Genomic DNA, 21,004 nt, shown 5'->3' with positions numbered 1-21,004 from the left:
CTTGCATCAGGTCGGTTCAGGCATTGACCCGGGTTTCCCCGGCCAGGCGGACGATGGCCACGTCCAGGTCGTCCAGGGCCTGGCGATAGGCCGGGTCGTTCTTCTTCAGCAGGGTTTCGCTGCGCTGGCAGGCCGCGCGCAGTTGCGGCACGCCGCAGTAACGGGTGGCGCCATGCAGGCGGTGCACGCGCTCCAGCAGCGTGGCGTGGTCGTCGCTGTCCAGCGCCTGGCGGATGGCCTGGCGGTCCGCAGCCAGCGAGGCCAGCAGCATCGCCAGCATGTCGGCGGCCAGGTCGGCCTTGCCGGCCGCCAGGCGCAGGCCTTCTTCCGGGTCCAGCACGCTGGGCTCGTCGTCGTTGGCCGGGTGTTCGGCACTGCGGTCGGGGCTGGGGCTGTGCAGACTCAGGCCGGTCCACTTGAGCACCACCTGGGCCAGCTGGCGCTCGCCGATGGGCTTGGTCAGGTAGTCGTCCATGCCGCCTTGCAGCAGGGCGCGCTTCTCGTTGGCCAGGGCGTGGGCGGTGAGGGCGACGATAGGCACCGGGCTGAGGTCCTTGCCGGCCTCCAGGCGGCGGATTTCCTCGGTGGCCTGGCGCCCGTCCATGCCGGGCATCTGCACGTCCATGAGGATCAGGTCGAAGTTGTGCTGTTGCGTGGCCTCGACCGCGGCGTAGCCGCTGTCCACCGCCGTCACCAGTGCGCCCATGTCGCCGAGCAGGGTTTCCACCAGCAGCAGGTTGGCCGGGTTGTCGTCCACGCAGAGGATCTTAGGGGCGCGGGTGTTCTGCGGCTGCGGCGCTTCCAGGCGGGGTTGCTGGCGCGGGCTGACCAGGCCGGTGAGGGCGCGGTGCAGCTTGCGGGTGCAGGCCGGTTTGGCCTGCAACTGGTTGTGCGAGTCGGGCAGTACCTGGTGGTAGAGCGCCTGTTCGGTGGTGGGGCAGAGCACCAGGCTCTTGCAGCCCAGTTGCTCCAGGTCCCAGATGTACTGGCTGAGGCGGTCGGGCGGCAGCTCGCGGGCGGTGACGCCCATGACGGCGAAGGCCACGGCACGGGGGCCGTTGCGCTGGGTTTCCACCGCCTCCAGCAGGGCATCCAGGCTGGGATGGTCCTGCACCTCCAGGCCGCAATCCTCCAGTTGGTGGTGCAGGGCCTGGCGGGCCAGGTCCTGGGGCTCGAACACCGCGGCGAAACGCCCGGCCAGCAGGGCCTTGGGCAGGTCGTCGGCGTCATCGCGGGCCTTGGGCAGGCTGACGCTGATCCAGAACTCCGAGCCTTCGCCCGGGGTGCTGGCGACGCCGATCTCGCCGCCCATCTGTTCGATCAGGCGCTTGGAGATGACCAGCCCCAGCCCGGTGCCGCCGGCCTGGCGTGACAGCGAGTTGTCGGCCTGGCTGAAGGCCTGGAACAGCGCGCGCAGGTCTTCGTCGGAGAGGCCGATGCCGGTGTCCTGCACGCTGATGCGCAGCTGCACCAGGTCGGCGTCGCTGTCGTCCTCGAGCATGGCGCGCACGGCGATGGTGCCTTCACGGGTGAACTTGATGGCGTTGCTCACCAGGTTGGTCAGCACCTGCTTGAGGCGCAGCGGGTCGCCCACCAGCTGCAGCGGGGTGTCGCGGTAGACCAGGCTGACCAGCTCCAGGCGCTTCTCATGGGCGGCGGGTGCGAGGATGGTCAGGGTGTCCTGGATCAGGTCGCGCAGGTTGAAGGGGATGTTCTCCAGCACCAGCTTGCCGGCCTCGATCTTCGAGAAGTCGAGGATCTCGTTGATGATGCCCAGCAGGTTGTCGGCGGATTTCTCGATGGTCGACAGGTAGTCCTGCTGGCGCGGCGACAGCTCGCTCTTCTGCAGCAGGTTGGTGAAGCCGAGGATGCCGTTGAGCGGGGTGCGGATCTCGTGGCTCATGTTGGCGAGGAACTCGGACTTGATCCGGCTCGCCTCCAGGGCTTCCTTGCGCGCCAGGTCCAGCTCGATGTTCTGGATCTCGATGGTTTCCAGGTTCTGGCGGACGTCTTCGGTGGCCTGGTCGATGTTGTGCTGCAGTTCTTCCTGGGCGCTTTGCAGGGCCTCGGCCATGCGGTTGATGCCGCCGGCCAGCTCGTCCATCTCGTGGTTGCCCAGTTGCGGCAGGCGGGTTTCCAGGCGACCTTCCTTGAGCAGCGCCACGCCTTGCTTGATACGCCGCAGCGGTTCGTTGATCTGGTGGCTCATGCGCAGGGCGAGCAGGGCCGTGACGGCCAGGCCAGCAGTGATCAGCAGCAGGCTGGCGAACAGGCTGCGATAGCCCTTGAGCAGGGTGCCGTGGTGGGACATCTCCAGTTCCACCCAGCCCAGCAACTGGTCGTTGCCGAGTTTCGCGGTGTCGCCGGAAAGCACCCGGTGGCGCTCGAACACCGGTTGCATGAAGCGTGTGGCGTCGGTGTTGCTGGTCAGGCTGAGGTGGCTGCCGTCGTTGTCCGGGCTGCTGTTGAGCATGCTCGGCCCGGCGTGGGCCAGGCGCGCGCGCTCCAGGCTGAGGAAGCTCACCGCGCGTACATCGGGCTGGTCCAGCGCGTGGTCGGCGATACGCTCCAGCAGCACCGCATCGCCCCGCACCAGGGCGGGGGCGGCCAGCGGTGCGAGCTGCTCGGCGATCATCTGCCCGCGTTGCAGCAATTGCGCCTGCATGTCGGAAAGCTGCGCCCAGATGAAGTAGCCACCCAGCACCATGGCCAGCAGGCTGGTGGGCAGGAGGGTGAGCAGCAGAACGCGGCCCTTGATGCCTAGATCCTTGTACACGCTCATTCCTTGCGAAGGTGAATGCCGGGAGTGTAGCGACTCGGCCGGTCGGAATCCTCCCGCTTATATGTGGGAATCCCGTTTGCAATTTGTCAAAATGCGATTCTATTAACGAATTATTCGCATTTGCTGGTGGTTCCCATGAACGGCAGTACCCCTCAGAGCGCCCGCATCCTCGCCATCGAGGACGATCCCGTACTGGCTGCTCACCTCTGTGACCACCTGGGCCGCCGCGGCTTCGACGTGACCCTGCGGCAGAACGGCGACGAGGGATTGGGCCTGGCCTGCGCCGAGGATTTCGACCTGATCCTCATGGACATCCTGCTGCCCGGCCGTAACGGCCTGGAGGTGCTCGCCGAGCTGCGCCGCCGCCGTGGCGTGCCGGTGATCCTGATGTCGGCGCTGGGTGCCGAGCAGGACCGCATCGCCGGTTTCAGCCAGGGTGCGGACGACTACCTGCCCAAGCCCTTCAGCATGGTGGAGATGCAGGTGCGTGTGGATGCGGTGCTGCGCCGCGTGGCCTATGAGCGCCGCGAACCTGAACAGCCCAGTGAAGAGCTGGAGCTGAAGTTCGACGAAGGCCGCTCGGATATCAGCTATCGCGGGCGCTGGGCCGAACTCACCCCCACCGAATACCGCCTGCTGGTGACCTTCTCGCGGCACATGGAGGAGGCACAGAGTAAGGCGTTCCTCTACCAGCACGTGTTGCACCGGGCCTATTCGCAGCATGACCGCAGCCTGGACATGCACGTCAGCCATATCCGCCGAAAACTGGCGCGGCTCGACTATACCGAGTGGCGGCTCGAGACTGTCTGGGGCAAGGGTTACGTGCTGACCAGCGAGAAAGGCTGATGCCCGGTCGCCATTCGCTGTTCTGGAAGCTGGCGATCATCCTCATCGGCTTCTGCCTGGTGATGATTGCGCTGACGCTTTCCTTCGGCCAGCTCATCGGTGAACACACCTCCTACCTCTCCGAGGAGGCGCGCACGACCCTGCGTGGCTATGCCCGCGAGGCCGAACAGGCCTGGCGTGAGAGCGGCCAGGCCGGCGTCGATGCCTTCCAGGCCGACCTGGAGCGCCGCGAGGGCAGTTGGGCGCTGGTGCTCGACCGGCACCTGTTCCCCTTGGGCAGCCGCCCGGTCAGCGAGGAGCAGCGCCGCCGACTGAGCTTCATGCGCCAACTGGAGTGGCCGATGGGGCGGCAGACCCCGGAACCCCGGACCCTGAGCATCCCCTTCGAGGATCAGAGCGGGCAACTGGTCATGCTCCTGCCGCAACGCTTCAGCCCCTGGGGCCCTCGGCCGCTGCTGTTCTTCATCGCCCAGAAAGTGGTGCCCGGGCTGCTGGCCCTGCTGCTGGGCATGCTGCTCTACCGGTTGTTCATCGCACCGCTGACGCGCCTGCGTGAGCAGGCCAATTCCCTGAAGGCGGATGACCTGGGCGCGCGCCTCGGCGAGCCCTTCATTTCGCGGCGAGACGAGCTCGGTGAGCTGGGCCGTGCCTTCGATCACATGGCCGATCGTGTGCAAGGCACCGTGGTCTATCAGCGCCGCTTGCTCAGCGACCTGTCCCACGAACTGCGGACGCCGCTCAGCCGCCTGCGAGCAGCCAGCGAGCGCGAGGATGATCTGCCGACGCTGCGCCAGCGCCTGGAGCGCGAGATCGGCGTGATGCAGCAACTGGTGGAAAACACCCTGGAGCTGGCCTGGATGGATTCCGAGCGACCGCACTTCCCCCAGGAAGCGGTGCCGTTGCGGCCGCTCTGGGACGTGCTGACGGAAGATGCCTGCTTCGAAACCGGCTGGCCCAGGGAGCAGTTGCGTTTCGAGCTGGACGAGCGGTGCGTGGTCAAGGCCAACCTCAACAGCCTGGCCCAGGCCATGGAGAACATGCTGCGCAATGCCATCCGCTATTCACCTGTGGGCGGGCTGGTCACGCTGTCTGGCCGACAAGAAGGCGAGCACTGGCTGCTGTGCCTCTGCGACCAGGGGCCGGGGGTGGCGGAAGAACACCTGGAACTGATCTTCGAGCCCTTCGCCCGGCTCGATGAGGCGCGGCCCGGCGATGGCGGTTTCGGCCTGGGGCTGAGCATCGCCCGCAGTGCCATCGATCTTCAGGGCGGGCGGCTGTGGGCGCGCAACTTGGTCCCGGGGTTGGGGTTGCACATGCAACTGCAGGCATGGCCGGGCGGCATCTGACACCGCCCGGGACCAGGTTCAGAACCTGAAGTTGGCCGTCAACTCGGCCGAGCGCCCGGGTGCTACGTTGGCGAAGATACCGACGTGTGAGGCGTCGTAGATGGTCTCGTCCGCCAGGTTCAGCACGTTCAGCTGCAGGTCCAGGTTCTTGTTCACCTTGTAGCCGAGCATGGCGTCGTAGCGCCAATAGGACTCGAGCTTGCGCGTGTTGGCGTCGTCCAGGTAGCGCTCGTCCATGTAGTTGGCACCGCCGCCGACCGTCCACTTTTCAGTGATCGCATAGGTGCTCCAGAGGCTGAAGCTTTCCGGTGCGATGAACTTCATCTGGTTGCCCGAGAAATCGGTATTGCCGCTGCGGTACTTGTGGGTCTCCGGGTCGAGATAGGTGTAGCCCGCCCAGACCTGCCAGGCCTCGGTGAGGTGCCCGGTGGCGCCCAGTTCGAAGCCATCCACACGGCTGTCGCCGGAGAGGGTGACGTCACCCGTGGTCGGGTCCTGGGAACGGCCATTGGTCTTCTCGGTGCGGAACATCGCGGCGGTCAGCGACAGCCGCTCATCGAGCAGGTCCCACTTGGTGCCCAGTTCCAGGCTGCGATTCTTCTCCGGGTCGAGGTTGTTCACCGCCGCGCCGCTAGCCGCGCCATCGGCGCCCCCGGCCTGGCCGACGGTTTCGCCTGCCGGGTTGGAGGAGGTGGCGTAGGACAGGTAGATGCTGCCGTTGGGGAGGGGCTTGAAGACGACGCCGAGCTGGTAGTTCAGCATCTCGCTGGAGTTGGAGGCGCTGCCGTTCGTTACGTAATAGTCGTCGTAGCGCAGGCCCAGGTTCAGGTCCCACTGCTCGTGCAGCTTCAGGGTGTCGAACACATAGGCGGCCCGTACGGTCTGCTTGGTCTCGCTGGTGGCGCCGCTGCCACGGGTGACGGCAGGGAAGGGGTCGTGAGGGTTCGGGTCCTGCAGGTTGGCATTGCTGCCGGCCGGGGTGATGTAGCGCTCTTTCTGGTCGATGGTTTCGCGGCTGAATTCCACGCCGGCCGAGTAGTTGTGCTGCAGCGAGCCGGTAAAGAACTCACCGAACAGGTCGGTCTGGTTGACCAGGGTCTGGGTCACGCTGTTGCGTGAGCGACCGTCGCGCACCACCTGGCCATTGAGCTCGCGGTTGATGGCGGCTGTCAGTTGGGCCGGTGTGTTGGTGCTGCCGAAGTTGGGGCGGGTCATTACGTAGTCGAGCAGGGTGCGGCCGCCGCGGGTGGTGTTGCGCACCGAGAGCGTTTCGCTGAAGTCGTGCTCGAGGACGATGCTCGCGATATCCGCGGAGGTCTTGCTGAAGTCGCGATCGACCAGGCCGTAGAAGTTGTCCCGATCGACCTTCACCGGCTTGCCGGTGATGTTGGAGATCGGGTGGCCGAGGTCCGACATGTCGTCGGTTTCCATGTGGTAGTAGCTGAAGGTGGCGCGGGTCGGGGTATTCAGGCCGAAGGTCACGGTCGGTGCCAGGCCCCAGCGCTTGACGTCGACGTCGTCGCGGCCGGGGGTATCGGCTTCGTGCTTCATGGCGTTGAGGCGGAATGCCATGTTCTGTTCGGGCAGGTACTGGTTGACGTCCAGCGTGGTGCGCCAGAGCTGGTCGGTGCCCAGGGTCAGGCTGCCGGCGACGAAGTCGTCCATCTGCGCCGTTTTGCTCACCAGGTTGATGCTGCCACCGGTGGCCCCGCGGCCGGTGTAGGCGGAGCCCGGGCCCTTGATGATCTCCACGCGCTCCAGGTTGAAGGCTTCGTGGGCGTTGCGACCGACGTCTCGAACGCCGTCGATCATGATGTCGGTGCTGGCTTCGTAGCCACGGATGAAGGGGCGGTCGCCGACCGGCGTGCCGCCTTCGCCCGCACCCAGGGTGATGCCCGGGGTAGTGCGCAGTACGTCCTTCAGCGAGCTGGCGCCGCGTTCCTTGATCAGTTCCTCGGTGATCACCGTGACCGACTTCGGCGTATCGCGCAGCGGAGCGGTGAATTTTGGCGAGGACGCCTGGTCGACCTTGTAGCCATCACTCGCGTGGGAGCGGATGTTAGTGGCGTCCAGTTCGAGGGTGCTGGGGGCGGCGGTGCTGTCTTCGTCCTTCTTCGCCTCTGCGGCGAATCCCATGCCGGCGAAGGAGGCGAAGGCCAGGCCCACGGCAGAGCTGGAGAGGGTGGCCTGGGGCAGGTGGAGGCCCAGAGGCTTCTTGGCAGTCATCGGAGTTTTCTCCCTGAAAAGATGAGCTGCCAAGCTAGTTGAGAATATTTATCAAACGAAATCGTTTTACATTTGCTTTACGGGTGCGCTGTTAGCAAATATTTCCCTTCCGTTACATGCCGCCGCCGGGTTGGGCTAGGAATTGCTCCTGGGCCTGGCGGTCGCTGTCGTCACCGAGCTCGCTCGCGCGCTGGTGGAAGTCACCGGCCAGAACCCGTATGCGCGGGTCGCTGGCCTGGCCCAGGCTGGCGCGGGTGGCGCGCAGGAAGTTGAGGTTGCCGGTGGCCAGCGAGCGTTGCAGCCAGCCCAGTGCCTCGTCGATCCGCCCCTGGGCCGCGAGTACGGCGGCATAGCTGAACTGGCCGCGGAAGTCGCCGCCCTGTGCCGAGCGGCGATACCACTCCAGCGCGACCTCTGCATCGCGTGCCACGGCGATGCCCTCTTCGTGATAGCGCCCCACCAGGTTCATCGACTTGGCGTGCCCCGCCTCGGCGGCCTTGAGGTACCAGGCGAAGGCCTGTTCCTGGTCCTTGGGCACCCCGCGCCCGGTCGCCAGCAGACCCGCGTAGTTGTACATGGCCCAGTCGAGCCCCTCGGCCAGGGCCAGCCGGTAGTGGCGAGCGGCTTCCGGAAGATCGATATCACCGCCCCAGCCGTGTTCCAGGCAGCGGCCGAGCATGTTGCGGGCCATGACGTCGCCGCTTTGGGCCGCAATGTGGAACCAGGTGCGGGCCAGGGCCGGGTCCTTCTCGATGCCTTGGCCGTCCAGGAGGATCTGGCCGAGCAGCGTCTGGGCGTCGGTCAGCCCATCACGAGCGGCACTGAGGATGATTCGCGCGGCCTGTCGCGGGTCGCTCGCCAAGCGCTCGCGCAGCTCATCGCCGCTGAGGGTTTCGGTGCGCTTCAGCGTGAAGTTCATTTCAGAGCTCCGCCCAGCGGCGCAGCAGGTTGTGGTAGTTGCCGGTGAGCTGGACCAGCGCGGGGTGTTCGGGCACGTCGCGGGTCAGGCTCTGGATGGCCTGGTCCATCTCGTAGAGCAGGGTGCGCTGGCCGTCGTCGCGGACCATGCTTTGGGTCCAGAAGAACGAGGCGATGCGCGCACCACGGGTCACCGGCTCGACCTTGTGCAGGCTGTGGGACGGGTAGATGACCAGGTCGCCGGCGGCGAACTTCACCCGCTGGGTGCCGTAGGTGTCCTGGATCACCAGCTCGCCGCCGTCGTAGCTGTCCGGCTCGCTGAAGAACAGTGTCGCGGAGACGTCGGTGCGCACCTGCTCCGGGCTGCCCTGGATGCGGCGGATGGCGTTGTCGATGTGGTAGTCGAAGGTGCCGCCACCCGAGTAGCGGTTGAACAGCGGCGGGTAGACTTTCAGCGGCAGCACGGCGGAAACGAAGAGGGGGTGGCTCCACAGGCGCTGCAGCATCGCGACGCTGATTTCCTTGGCCAGGGGGTGTCCTTCCACCAGTTGCTCGTTGAGCTTGGCCTTCGCCGACTGGTACCCGGCGGTTATGCGGCCGTCCATCCAGTCGGCCTGTTCCAGCGCCTCGCGGATGCGGGCGGCCTCGTCGGGGGTGAATACACCGGGTATGCGCAGGAGCATGGTCATCGGCCTCCGGATGGGAAAATGGCGCGGATAGTAGTGATTTTCATTTGATACTTTCAAGCGGATTCGCGAGGGCTTCCGACGACCCGTCATGACAAGTGTAAATATTGTAAAAAAGACGCAAATGAGAATTTTTGGCAATTGCTACTGTAAATATTTTGAAATAGATTCCGCGACCTCTGAAATCCCTGGGGAGGGAAAACGATGTCGCGTCAGCTGCTCGAGTCCACTGTTTCTGCCCAGCGCCTGCTGGCTTCTGCCATCGGCGTCGCCCTGTCGGCCGCTTCCATGGCGCCGGTCGTCCATGCCGCACAGCCGGAGAAGAAGGACGGCGAAAAGGATGGCGTGATTTCCCTCGATGCCACATCGGTGGTGGGCGAGCAGATCGAGAACGAGGATTACCAGGTCCAGCGTTCCGCCTCGCAGAAATACACCGCGCCGCTGGTGGATACCCCGCGCTCGGTCACCGTGATTCCGCAGCAGGTGATCAAGGACACCGGCGCGCTTTCCCTGCAGGATGCCCTGCGCACCGTGCCCGGCATCACCATGGGTGCAGGCGAGGGCGGCAACCCCCAGGGCGACCGCCCCTTCATCCGTGGCTTCGATGCCCAGTCCGACACTTACCTGGACGGCGTGCGTGACACCGGCGCGCAGACCCGCGAGATCTTCGCCATCGAATCGGTGGAAGTGAGCAAGGGCCCCAACTCCTCCTTCGGCGGTCGCGGCTCGGCCGGCGGCAGCCTCAACCTGGTGACCAAGAAGGCGCACCTGGGCGACTCCATCGACGGCGGCTTCACCTGGGGCTCCGACCAGACCCAGCGCTACACCGCCGACATCAACCAGCAGTTCCTCGACACTGCTGCGCTCCGCCTCAACCTGATGAGCCACGAGAGCAACGTCGCCGGCCGCGACAAGGTCAACTACGACCGCTGGGGCGTCGCGCCCTCGCTGGCCTTCGGCCTGGGTACCGACACCCGGCTGAACCTCGATTTCTACCACATGGAAAGCAACGACCTGCCGGACTCGGGCATCCCCTACGGCTACTCGGTGGGCACTACCCACACCGCCGCCAGCCCGGACAAGCCCGTCGACGGCGGCGACAGCAGCAACTTCTATGGCCTGACCAACCGCGACTTCCGCAAGACCCGCGCGGACATCGCCACCATCGCCATCGAGCACGACCTGACCGACTCGCTGACCATCAAGAACACCCTGCGCCACGGCAACAGCATGCAGGACTACATCCTGACCCAGCCGGACGACAGCAAAGGCAACGTGCGCCAGGGCAACGTGTGGCGTCGCGCCAACACCCGTGTGGGCAACACCGCCACCACCACGAACCAGACCGACCTGTTCGGTGACTTCCAACTGGCGGGCTTCAAGAACAGCTTCTCCACGGGCATCGAACTGTCCCGCGAGGAGTCCGATCGTTCCACCTACACAGTGGCCAACTCGGTAGGCACCGGTAACCTCAACTGCCCGACCACTGGCGCGAGCACCGGTTACAACTGCACCTCCCTGGGCAACCCCAATCCGGATGACCCCTGGGCCGGAAGCGTGGCGCGCGACTATTCGGGAACCGTCACAACGGGTGATACCCGCGCGATCTACGCCTTCGACAGCATCGAGCTGGACCCGCAATGGATCCTCAACCTGGGCCTGCGCTACGACAGCTTCGAGACCGACTCCAAGACCAAGTCCGCCACCGGCGCCACCACCTTCAAGGCTTCCGACAAGTCCGAGTTCGTCAACTACCAGGTGGGCCTGGTGTGGAAGCCGGCCAGCAACGGCAGCATCTACGCCTCCTACGCCACCTCCGCGACCCCGCCGGGCGCCATGCTCGGCGAGGGCACCGAGGGCAACGGCCTGCCGACGTCCGTGGGCACTCCGACCAGCATCGTCAGCGACCTGGAGCCGGAAGAGACCGTCAACTACGAGCTGGGCACCAAGTGGGACCTGCTGGATGAGCGCCTGTCGCTGACCGCTGCGATCTTCCGCACGGAGAAGGAGAACACCCGCATCCTGGTGAGCAACTACACCTACGAGAACGCCGGCAAGACCCGTGTCGACGGTTTCGAGCTGAGCGCCAGCGGCAAGATCACCGATAAGTGGCAGGTGTTCGCCGGCTACAGCTACCTGGACAGCGAGCTGGTCGATCCGGGCGCGGTGGGCAACCGTACCGGTGTGGTCACCAGCATCACCAACGCGGCCAAGGGCAACGAGATGCCCAACACGCCGAAGAACAGCTTCAGCCTGTGGACCACCTACCAGGTCCTGCCGCAGCTGACCGTCGGCGGTGGTGCCTTCTACGTGGACGACGTGTTCGGCGACAACAACAACTCCGTGTACGCCCCGTCCTACTGGCGCTACGACGCGATGGTCGCCTACGAGCTGACCAAGAACGTCGACCTGCAGCTGAACGTGCAGAACCTCACCGACGAGACCTACTACGACAAGGCCTACTCCACCCACTTCGCCAACCAGGCGGCGGGTCGGACGGCGCTGCTGAGCACCAACTTCCACTTCTGACCGGTGCGGCCCTGGCCGCACCTTCAGCCAACGAAGCCCCGGCCGCACCCGCTGCCGGGGCTTCGTCGTTTAGCGCCCTCCTATATAGAAGAGGGCAAGATAGAAGAGGGCAAACGATGCATCGGCCATAGCCACGGGTTCCATGCTTATAGCCTCATGGCATAACGCGATACGTTCCTGCGATATGGCCTCCGCCGGTTTGCCGGTATCATGTGCACCCCCTGCGTCTGGATTGCGAACCTCGCCATGACCCTGCAGTACCCAACCATCGCCGACTGCATCGGCAACACTCCGCTGGTGCGCCTGCAGCGCCTGGGCGGAGACACCAGCAACACCCTCCTGGTCAAGCTCGAAGGCAACAACCCCGCGGGCTCCGTGAAGGACCGCCCGGCCCTGTCGATGATCACCCGCGCCGAACTGCGCGGCGCCATCCAGCCCGGCGACACCCTGATCGAGGCGACCTCGGGCAACACCGGTATCGCGCTGGCCATGGCGGCGGCGATCAAGGGCTACAAGATGGTCCTGATCATGCCGGACAACATGAGCGCCGAGCGCAAGGCGGCCATGACCGCCTACGGCGCCGAGCTGATCATCGTCAGCAAGGACGAGGGCATGGAAGGCGCCCGCGACCTGGCCGAGCGCATGCAGGCCGAAGGCCGCGGCAAGGTGCTGGACCAGTTCGCCAACGGCGACAACCCCGAGGCCCATTACGTGGGCACCGGCCCCGAGATCTGGCGCCAGACCCAGGGCAGCATCACCCATTTCATCAGCTCCATGGGTACCACTGGCACCATCATGGGCACTTCGCGCTACCTCAAGGAGCAGAACCCCGAGATCCAGATCGTCGGCCTGCAGCCCCAGGAAGGCTCGGCCATTCCCGGCATCCGCCGCTGGCCCGAGGAATACCTGCCGAAGATCTACCAGGCCGATCGTGTCGACCGCGTCGTCGACATGGCCCAGGTCGAAGCGGAGCAGACCATGCGCCGCCTGGCCCGCGAGGAAGGCATCTTCTGTGGCGTTTCTTCCGGCGGTTCGGTGGCGGCCATGCTGCGCCTCTCCCGCGAGGTGGAGAACGCGGTGATGGTGGCGATCATCTGCGATCGCGGCGACCGCTACCTGTCCACCGGCGTGTACGACCCGATCCCGTGAAACTCGTCATTCCCCGTCCCGATGGTTGCGCAGGCCGTTATTCGCTGCGTGCCTATCGTATTCACCTGCACCCCGTGAGCGGCAGTGGCCGGGGCATCGCCCTGGGCGCCGCTCCGGCCGTTTCCCGTTATGCGCCGTCGGTTTTGCTGCAGCGCCCCTGGTTCCTGCCCAAGAGTGTGAAAGATGGCCAAGCGTAGTGGCGGCCTGCGGTTCCAGCCCAGTGGCGGCTCGCGCCCGGCGCAGCAGGTGCCAACCGGCAAGAAGCAGCGCCTGGTCATCGAGCGTCTGGCCAACGATGGCCGTGGCATTGCCTTTGTCGACGGACGTACCTGGTTCGTTTCCGGCGCGCTGCCGGGCGAAGAGGTGGAGAGCCGTGTGCTCGGTGCCCGCGCCCAGATAGTCGAAGCCCGTGCGGAGAAGGTGCTGGTCGCCAGCCCGCTGCGCCGCATCGAGCCTTGCGCCCATGCCGGCCAGTGCGGTGGTTGCACCCTGCAGCACCTGCCCCATGCCGAACAGCTTGCTCTGAAACAGCGCACGCTGGCCGAACAGCTGGCGCGCTTCGCCGGACTCGAGCCCGAAGCCTGGGCTGCGCCATTGGTCGGACCCGAGCTCGGTTATCGCCGCCGCGCGCGCATCGCCGTGCGCTGGGACGCCAAGGCCGCGCGCCTGGATGTGGGCTTCCGCGCCGCAGCCAGCCAGTCGATCGTCGGCATCGACGATTGCGCCGTGCTGGTACAGCCCTTGCAGTCCATCGTCCGTGCGTTACCGCAACTGCTGCGCAGCCTGGAAAGGCCGCAAGCCCTCGGTCATGTCGAGCTCTTTCACGGCAATGCCTCGTCGCTGCTGCTGCGCCATACCCAGCCCCTGGGTGAGGCGGACCTGCAGCGCCTGCGTCATTTCTGCGCCGAACACCAGGCCCAGCTGTGGCTCCACGGTGCGGGCGAACCGCAGCCGGACGACGCCGCCGCACGCCTGGGTTACCGTTTGGAACAGTGGGGCCTGGACCTGGAATACCGACCGGGGGATTTCGTCCAGGTCAATGCCGCGGTCAACGAAGCGATGGTCGCCCAGGCGCTAGACTGGTTGGCACCGCAAGCCTCCGAGCGGGTGCTGGACCTGTTCTGCGGGCTCGGCAATTTCGCCCTGCCACTGGCGCACCAGGCGCGCGAGGTGGTGGCGGTGGAAGGTGTGGACGTCATGGTCCAACGCGCCCGCGGCAATGCTGTAACCAATGGTTTGGAGAATGCGCACTTTTTCCAGGCCGACTTGTCGAAGCCGCTGGCCGAGGCCCGTTGGGCTGCCCAGGGCTTCGATGCGGTACTGCTGGACCCGCCGCGCGACGGCGCGTTCGAGATCGCCCGCCACCTTGGCGAGCTCGGCGCGAAACGCGTGGTGTATGTGTCTTGCAACCCGGCGACGCTGGCACGTGACAGTGCCGAGCTGGTCCGACAGGGTTATCGGCTCAGGAGAGCCGGCATCCTCGACATGTTTCCGCAGACGGCCCATGTCGAGGCCATGGCGTTATTCGAGGCGGGCTAGGATGCTCGCGTAATCCGACTGGCCCAGAGAGGCTGGCGAACATTCGGCGTGACGGGCGTACGTCGTAGGGAAGGTAAGGCAAGATGGTACAGGTCAGAGCGCAACAGCCGGTCAATACCGACGGCAGTATCAACCTCGAGGCGTGGCTGGATCATGTCCTCAGTCTCGATCCGGTGCTGGACCGCGAGGTGCTGAAAAAGGCCTGCGAATTCGCCCGGGACTCCGAGCAGCAGGCCAATGCCGCACAGAACCTCTGGGCCGAAGGCACCTCGAGTTTCCAGACCGGCCTGGAGATCGCCGAGATCCTTGCCGATCTCAAGCTGGACCAGGAATCCCTGGTGGCTGCGGTCATCTACCGTGGCGTGCGCGAGGGCAAGATCCCGCTCCCCGAGGTCAACCAGCGCTTCGGCCCGGTGGTGGCCAAGCTGATCGAGGGCGTGCTGCGCATGGCCGCCATCAGCGCCAGCCTCAGCCCGCGCCAGTCGCTGGTGCTGGGCACCCAGGCTCAGGTGGAGAACCTGCGCAAGATGCTGGTGGCCATGGTCGACGACGTGCGCGTCGCCCTGATCAAGCTGGCCGAGCGGACCTGCGCCATCCGCGAGGTGAAGAACGCCGACGACGAGAAGCGCCACCGCGTCGCCCGCGAAGTTTTCGATATCTATGCGCCCCTGGCCCATCGCCTGGGCATCGGCCATATCAAATGGGAGCTGGAGGACCTGTCCTTCCGCTACCTGGAGCCGGACCAGTACAAGCAGATCGCAAAGCTGCTGCATGAGCGCCGTCTGGATCGCGAGCAGTACATCGCCGACGTGATGAACCAGCTGCGCGAAGAACTGGCCGCGACCGGCATCCGCTCCGATATCAGCGGGCGTGCCAAGCACATCTATTCCATCTGGCGGAAGATGCAGCGCAAGGGCCTGCAGTTCAGCCAGATCTACGACGTGCGTGCCGTGCGCGTGCTGGTGCCGGAGGTGCGTGATTGCTACACCGCGCTTGGCATCGTGCACACCCTGTGGCGCCACATTCCCAAGGAATTCGACGACTACATCGCCAACCCCAAGGAGAACGGCTACCGCTCCCTGCACACGGCGGTGATCGGCCCGGACGGCAAGGTGCTGGAGGTGCAGATCCGCACCCACGCCATGCACGAGGAAGCCGAGCTCGGGGTCTGCGCCCACTGGCGCTACAAGGGCACCGACGTCAAACCCAGCTCCAACCATTACGAAGAGAAGATCTCCTGGCTGCGCCAGGTGCTGGAATGGCACGAGGAACTGGGCGATATCGGCGGCCTGGCCGAACAGCTGCGGGTGGATATCGAGCCCGATCGGGTCTATGTCTTCACCCCCGATGGCCACGCCATCGACCTGCCCAAGGGCGCGACGCCGCTGGATTTCGCCTACCGCGTGCACACCGAGATCGGCCACAACTGCCGGGGCGCGAAGATCAACGGCCGCATCGTGCCGTTGAACTACAGCCTGCAGACCGGCGAGCAGGTGGAGATCATCACCGGCAAGCAGGGCTCGCCCAGCCGTGACTGGCTCAACCCCAACCTCGGCTACATCACCACCTCCCGTGCACGGGCGAAGATCGTCCACTGGTTCAAGCTGCAAGCCCGCGACCAGAACGTCGCTGCCGGCAAGGCCATGCTCGAACGCGAGCTGGCCCGCCTGGCCCTGCCGCCGGTGGACTTCGAGAAGCTCGCCGAGAAGTGCAACCTGCGCACCGCCGAAGACATGCATGCCGCACTCGGTGCCGGCGACCTGCGCCTGGCCCATGTGGTCAACTGCGCGCAGCAGCTGGTGGAGCCGGAACGTGGCGCCAGCGAGCAGCTGGAACTGATTCCCCGCCGCGCGACCGGCCAGTACAAACCGGGCAAGCGTGGCGACATCCAGATCCAGGGCGTGGGCAACCTGATGACCCAGATGGCGGGCTGCTGCCAGCCGCTCCCGGGCGACCCCATCGTCGGCTACATCACCCTCGGGCGTGGTGTCAGCATCCACCGCCAGGATTGCGCGTCGGCGCTGCAACTGGCCGGTCGCGAGCCGGAGCGGATGATCCAGGTCAGCTGGGGTCCGGTACCGGTACAGACCTACCCGGTGGACATCGTCATCCGTGCCTATGACCGCTCCGGCCTGCTGCGCGACGTCTCCCAGGTGCTGCTCAACGAGCGCATCAACGTGCTGGCGGTGAACACCCGCTCGAACAAGGAAGACAACACCGCGTCCATGCTGCTGACCATCGAGATTCCCGGGCTGGATGCGCTGGGGCGCTTGCTGGCCAGGATCTCGCAGCTACCCAATATCATCGAAGCCCGCCGTAACCGCGCTGCCTGAACTACTGCGCTCGGTCTGGCGTTGTTGGGAAGGCTTCGGAAAATGCTCATTGGCAATAGCCAACTCCGCTTTTCCGAAGCCTTCCCGCCTAGCCAGCCCTTCGCTCGTGACGTTCAGGTCGTGCCGGGCATAAATCACTGGACCTGCCATGTACCGACTCGACGACCTGCTGCACCTGATGGCCCGGCTGCGTGACCCGCAGTACGGCTGCCCCTGGGACCTGAAGCAGGACTACGCGACCATCGTTCCGCACACCATCGAGGAAGCCTACGAGGTGGCCGATGCCATCGAGCGCAGCGACTTCGAGCAGTTGCCGGGCGAGCTGGGTGACCTGCTGTTCCAGGTCGTCTACTACAGCCAGCTGGCGCGGGAGGAGGGCCGTTTCGAGTTCGCCACCGTGGTCGATGCCATCACCCGCAAGCTGGTGCGCCGCCATCCCCATGTGTTCCCCGATGGCGATCTGTACGGCGCGCCGGACATGGCGCGCCTGCAAGAGGCCGCCATCAAGCAGCGCTGGGAGGAGATCAAGGCCGAGGAGCGCGCCGAGAAGGCCGCCGCGCCGGAGCAATTGTCCCTGCTGGACGACGTGCCCGCCGTGCTGCCGGCGCTGAGTCGCGCGGCCAAGCTGCAGAAGCGTGCGGCCCAGGTGGGCTTCGACTGGCCCGAGGCGCTGCCGGTGGTGGACAAGGTGCGCGAGGAGCTGGACGAGGTGCTGGAGGCGATGGCTGACAACGACCCCGCCGCCATCGCCGATGAGATTGGCGACCTGCTGTTCGTGGTGGTGAACCTGGCGCGCCATCTCAAGGTGGACCCGGAAACCGCCTTGCGTGGAGCCAACGGTAAATTCGAGCAGCGCTTCCGATTCATCGAACAGGCATTGCGTGAAGCGGGTCGTCCCATTGAAGATTGCACCCTGGACGAACTGGATGCCCTGTGGGGCGAAGCCAAGAAACAGGAAAAAGCCGCCCTTGGCTGCTAAGCAGAGAGACTGAATTACCCATGAGCCTTTCCCTCCGTGACCAACTGCTGAAAGCCGGGCTGGTCAATGAAAAGCAGGTCAAGCAGGCCGGCAAGCAACAGCAGAAGCAACAGCGCCTGGAGAAGAAGAACCAGGTCGAGAAGGATGACAGCCAACGCCAGGCCGCCCTTCAGGCACAGGCCGAGAAAGTCGCCCGTGACCAGGAGCTGAACCGCCAGCAGCAGGAAAAGGCCGAGCAGAAGGCCCGCTCGGCGCAGATCAAGCAGCTCATCGACAGCTCGCGCCTGCCCAAGCTGACCACCGAGGACTACTACAACTTCGTCGACGACAAGAAGGTCAAGCGCATCGCTGTCAACGACATGGTCCGCGACAAGCTGAGCCGTGGCTCCCTGGCCATCGTCCAGCATGGCGGCGGCTACGAGATCATTCCCCGTGATGCTGCGCTGCGTATCCAGGAGCGCGACCCGCGCCGTATCCTGCTGCTCAACACCCCCACCGAAGAAGCCGATGCGGACGATCCCTACGCCGCCTACAAGGTGCCGGACGACCTGATGTGGTGAGTGCGGTGCGAGCATGAAGAGAGCCGGGCGATGCCCGGCTTTTTCATGGGCGTTTGGTGAGGAGGGGTGTCGGGAGTGAGTCCGCTTTCCGTAGCCCGGCCTTCAGCCCGGGGCATGTGGGGGTCAGCAGATCTGGTTGCCCAGCAGCACCCGGCCGAAGCTGGCGCCTTCGGTCAGTGGGGTGATGGCGGTGATGTGGTCCAGGCGCAGGCGCTCGGGGCCGGCTTCGCCCTGGACGAGGAAGAACTCCTCCTTCGCCGGCGTGGTCTCGGTGTTCACCGCGCGGGCTTCCAGGCTGGCGCCGTCGTCCAACTCGATCAGCAACTGGTAGCGGTGCAGGCAGGCGATCTCGATGAAGTCATAGAGTTCGCAGGACAGGGGCAGGTAGTGGCTCATCTCGGTCTCCTCGGGGCGGGAGTCTCGACTCAGGATGCCGATCATCCTATACCCGTGGAGGCGCGCTGCCAGCCCACCTTTGTAAGGGCATGAAAAAGCCGGGCATGGGCCCGGCTTCTCGGCAACGCTGGCGCCTTACTGGGCGCCTTCGACCTTGCGGCCGTCGACCGTGCCGTCCTTGAGCATGATCTGGTATTCCTTGCCGTCCTTCTCCACCTGGTTCAGACGCACCAGCAGGTAGCTCCAGTCCTTGGCGAACCAGAGGGTGGTCTTGCGGTTGCTCTGGGTGGGGTCGCGCACGCGCTCGACCTTGATGGCGTCGACCGTACCGGCCTTGGTCTCGACCTTCTCCTCGCCGAGGACGCGGAAGTCATAGGTCTCGACTTCGTCGCCGTCGATCACCTGGTAGCTCATGCTTTTCTTGCCGGCGGCGACATCATGCTGGAGCACCAGCTGGTAGGTGGACTTGTCCACCAGGCCACGGTTCAGGGGCACGCGCACCTGGTCGCCGCGATCGCTGCCGATCACCTGCTTCTGGCTCCAGTCGAAGTCCAGCTCGATCTGCTTGCTCTTGCCCAGGCCACTGCGACTGAAGCGGTAGGTCTGGGGCAGGAAGGCGTTGTTTTCCAGGCGGAATACGCTCGTTTCGGTCAGGCTGGCCACCAGCATGGAGGCCTCGAAATCCAGTTGCCAGCGGCCATCGTCGAGCTTCTTCAGGCTGCGGCCGGCGGTGCCGCTGATGGGCATCGTCTTCCAGTCGGCGGTGTAGCTGGCCTCGAAGGGTTTCAGCTCGGCCGCGGTGACCGGCAGGGTAAACAGGGCGAGGAGCAACAACAGGGCACGACGCATCGGCAAAATCTCCTAGTTACGCAGTTGCTGCCCGCAGGGGGGCAGCGCTTGGCCATCCAGTAGCGCGCCTTGCTCGCCCAGGCTCAGGCGACCTTCGGCGAACCAGCGCATGGCCAGCGGGTAGATAAGGTGTTCCTGCACATGCACCCGCCTGGCCAGGCTTTCCGGTGTGTCATCAGACTCTACCGGGATTACCGCCTGTACGACCAGAGGGCCCCCATCGAGTTCCTCGGTGACGAAGTGCACGCTGCAGCCATGCTCGGCATCACCGGCTTCCAGCGCGCGCTGGTGGGTGTGCAAGCCTTTGTGGAGAGGCAGCAGGGACGGGTGGATGTTGAGCAGGCGCCCTTGGTAGTGGCGCACGAAACCGGGGGTCAGGATGCGCATGAAGCCGGCTAGCAGCACCAGGCGCGGTGCATGGGCGTCGATGGCTGCGACCAGTGCCGCATCGAAGGCCTCGCGGCCTTCGTACTGCTTGTGGTCGAGCACCTGGGTGGCGATCCCCGCCTGGCGGGCGCGCTCCAGCCCGTAGGCATCGGCGCGGTTGGAAATCACCGCGCGGATGCGTGCCGGGCTGTCGGCTGTGGAGCTGCTGTCGATCAGGGCCTGGAGGTTGCTGCCGGAACCGGAGATCAGCACCACCACATCACAGCGGTCGGACATCAGTGGCTTTTCAGGTTGTTCAGGACGACGCGTTCGCTGCCTTCGACGCCAGCGGCGATCTGGCCGATGACCCAGGGTTGCTCGCCAGCGGCGCGCAGGGTTTCCAGGGCCACGTCGACCTGCTCGGGGGCGATGCAGATGACCATGCCGACGCCGCAGTTGAGTACGCGGTGCATCTCGTGCTCATCGACGTTGCCTTTTTCCTGCAGCCAGTCGAACACGGCCGGACGCTGCCAGCTGGCGACGTCGATCACTGCCTGGGCGCCTTCGGGCAGCACGCGCGGGATGTTCTCGGTGAGGCCACCGCCGGTGATGTGGGCCATGGCCTTCACCGCGCCGGTGTCCTTGATCAGCTTGAGCAGCGGCTTGACGTAGATGCGGGTCGGCGCCATCAGCAGGTCGGCCAGGGGCTTGCCGTCGAGCTGCACGCTCTCGATGTCGGCGCCGCTGACTTCGATGATCTTGCGGATCAGCGAGTAGCCGTTGGAGTGCGGGCCGGAGGAGGGCAGGGCGATCAGGGTGTCACCGGTGGCGACCTTGGAGCCGTCGATGATTTCGGCCTTTTCCACGACGCCGACGCAGAAGCCGGCCAGGTCGTAGTCTTCGCCTTCGTACATGCCGGGCATCTCGGCGGTCTCGCCACCTACCAGGGAGCAGCCGGCCAGTTCGCAACCGGCACCGATGCCGGTGACCACGGTGGCGGCCACGTCGACGTTGAGCTTGCCGGTGGCGTAGTAGTCGAGGAAGAACAGCGGCTCGGCGCCGCAGACCACCAGGTCGTTCACGCACATGGCGACCAGGTCCTGGCCGATGCTGTCGTGCTTGTTCAGGTTCAGTGCCAGGCGCAGCTTGGTGCCGACGCCGTCGGTGCCGGAGACCAGCACGGGCTGCTTGTAGCCGGCCGGGATTTCGCAGAGGGCGCCGAAGCCACCCAGGCCGCCCATCACTTCAGGGCGCGCGGTGCGCTTGGCCACGCCTTTGATGCGTTCGACCAGGGCTTCGCCTGCGTCGATGTCCACACCGGCGTCCTTGTAGCTCAGGGAGGGTTGCTTGCTCATAAATCCAGGCCTATAGGGGAAATTCGAGGATCAACCGGCAAGTCTGGCTGCCGGTTTGCGAAGGCGCGCGATTTTATCAGGCTTGGCCAACAGCAGCCATCGGCAGCGGTCGGCGTTGGCGAAAAGCGTTCAAATAAGTGCTCGC

The 21,004-nt window shown here is 65.4% G+C and carries 16 protein-coding genes; 8 read left to right on the top strand and 8 right to left on the bottom strand.

Annotated elements, in window-relative coordinates; translation table 11 throughout:
• Nucleotides 1-16 precede the first annotated feature (16 nt).
• On the bottom strand, nt 17-2,776 hold the full coding sequence (locus tag OEJ36_RS00445; protein WP_263399956.1) for an ATP-binding protein: 2,760 nt from the start codon (nt 2,774-2,776) through the stop codon (nt 17-19).
• 141 nt (nt 2,777-2,917) lie between these two features.
• Between OEJ36_RS00445 and OEJ36_RS00440 the strand changes: the two genes are divergently transcribed.
• Nucleotides 2,918-3,628 (top strand): response regulator transcription factor, encoded by a 711-nt coding sequence (locus OEJ36_RS00440; protein WP_263399955.1) that lies wholly within the window; start codon nt 2,918-2,920, stop codon nt 3,626-3,628.
• Nucleotides 3,628-4,974, top strand: coding sequence for a sensor histidine kinase (locus tag OEJ36_RS00435; protein ID WP_263399954.1), 1,347 nt, complete (start codon nt 3,628-3,630; stop codon nt 4,972-4,974). Before OEJ36_RS00440 ends, OEJ36_RS00435 begins: the two co-directional genes overlap by 1 nt.
• 18 nt (nt 4,975-4,992) lie before the next feature.
• Here OEJ36_RS00435 and OEJ36_RS00430 read toward each other — a convergent pair whose 3' ends face one another.
• The 3 genes from OEJ36_RS00430 to OEJ36_RS00420 form a co-directional block, all read right to left on the bottom strand.
• Complete coding sequence (locus tag OEJ36_RS00430) at nt 4,993-7,200, bottom strand: TonB-dependent receptor (protein ID WP_263399953.1); 2,208 nt, start codon at nt 7,198-7,200, stop codon at nt 4,993-4,995.
• Between the two features lie 112 nt (nt 7,201-7,312).
• The gene (locus tag OEJ36_RS00425) at nt 7,313-8,119 is read right to left on the bottom strand and encodes a tetratricopeptide repeat protein (protein WP_263399952.1); all 807 of its coding nucleotides are present in this window, start codon (nt 8,117-8,119) and stop codon (nt 7,313-7,315) included.
• A gap of 1 nt (nt 8,120) precedes the next feature.
• Complete coding sequence (locus OEJ36_RS00420) at nt 8,121-8,801, bottom strand: Fe2+-dependent dioxygenase (RefSeq protein WP_263399951.1); 681 nt, start codon at nt 8,799-8,801, stop codon at nt 8,121-8,123.
• A 207-nt stretch (nt 8,802-9,008) separates the two neighbouring features.
• Between OEJ36_RS00420 and OEJ36_RS00415 the strand changes: the two genes are divergently transcribed.
• The 6 genes from OEJ36_RS00415 to OEJ36_RS00390 all read left to right on the top strand — a co-directional run bounded on the left by OEJ36_RS00415 (nt 9,009) and on the right by OEJ36_RS00390 (nt 17,893).
• Nucleotides 9,009-11,333 (top strand): TonB-dependent receptor, encoded by a 2,325-nt coding sequence (locus OEJ36_RS00415; protein WP_263399950.1) that lies wholly within the window; start codon nt 9,009-9,011, stop codon nt 11,331-11,333.
• A 246-nt stretch (nt 11,334-11,579) separates the two neighbouring features.
• Nucleotides 11,580-12,482: a cysteine synthase CysM gene (gene cysM, locus OEJ36_RS00410; protein ID WP_263399949.1), complete on the top strand. Its 903-nt coding sequence runs from the start codon at nt 11,580-11,582 to the stop codon at nt 12,480-12,482.
• A 183-nt stretch (nt 12,483-12,665) separates the two neighbouring features.
• Entirely contained in the window at nt 12,666-14,021 is a 1,356-nt protein-coding gene (gene rlmD, locus OEJ36_RS00405; protein ID WP_263399948.1) for a 23S rRNA (uracil(1939)-C(5))-methyltransferase RlmD, read from the top strand.
• Nucleotides 14,022-14,104: 83 nt separating this feature from the next.
• Entirely contained in the window at nt 14,105-16,354 is a 2,250-nt protein-coding gene (gene relA, locus OEJ36_RS00400) for a GTP diphosphokinase (RefSeq protein ID WP_263399947.1), read from the top strand.
• 148 nt (nt 16,355-16,502) lie between these two features.
• Nucleotides 16,503-17,333, top strand: coding sequence for a nucleoside triphosphate pyrophosphohydrolase (gene mazG, locus OEJ36_RS00395; protein WP_263399946.1), 831 nt, complete (start codon nt 16,503-16,505; stop codon nt 17,331-17,333).
• Between the two features lie 20 nt (nt 17,334-17,353).
• Entirely contained in the window at nt 17,354-17,893 is a 540-nt protein-coding gene (locus tag OEJ36_RS00390) for a DUF2058 domain-containing protein (RefSeq protein WP_021221457.1), read from the top strand.
• 123 nt (nt 17,894-18,016) lie between these two features.
• On the opposite strand, the gene OEJ36_RS00385 is transcribed toward OEJ36_RS00390, so the two are convergent.
• The 4 genes from OEJ36_RS00385 to purM all read right to left on the bottom strand — a co-directional run bounded on the left by OEJ36_RS00385 (nt 18,017) and on the right by purM (nt 20,859).
• On the bottom strand, nt 18,017-18,289 hold the full coding sequence (locus OEJ36_RS00385; RefSeq protein ID WP_021221456.1) for a Rho-binding antiterminator: 273 nt from the start codon (nt 18,287-18,289) through the stop codon (nt 18,017-18,019).
• A gap of 135 nt (nt 18,290-18,424) precedes the next feature.
• Nucleotides 18,425-19,138: a DUF3108 domain-containing protein gene (locus OEJ36_RS00380; RefSeq protein ID WP_263399945.1), complete on the bottom strand. Its 714-nt coding sequence runs from the start codon at nt 19,136-19,138 to the stop codon at nt 18,425-18,427.
• Nucleotides 19,139-19,150: 12 nt separating this feature from the next.
• Nucleotides 19,151-19,801 carry a phosphoribosylglycinamide formyltransferase gene (purN, locus tag OEJ36_RS00375; protein ID WP_263399944.1) on the bottom strand — a complete coding sequence of 217 codons (651 nt, stop codon included), beginning with the start codon at nt 19,799-19,801 and terminating at the stop codon, nt 19,151-19,153.
• Complete coding sequence (gene purM / locus OEJ36_RS00370) at nt 19,801-20,859, bottom strand: phosphoribosylformylglycinamidine cyclo-ligase (protein ID WP_021221453.1); 1,059 nt, start codon at nt 20,857-20,859, stop codon at nt 19,801-19,803. Before purM ends, purN begins: the two co-directional genes overlap by 1 nt.
• Nucleotides 20,860-21,004 lie beyond the last annotated feature (145 nt).

Source organism: Pseudomonas sp. PDM13, from assembly GCF_025685765.1.
Lineage (GTDB): Bacteria > Pseudomonadota > Gammaproteobacteria > Pseudomonadales > Pseudomonadaceae > Metapseudomonas > Metapseudomonas solani.
This window is presented reverse-complemented; position numbering and strand designations above follow the sequence as displayed.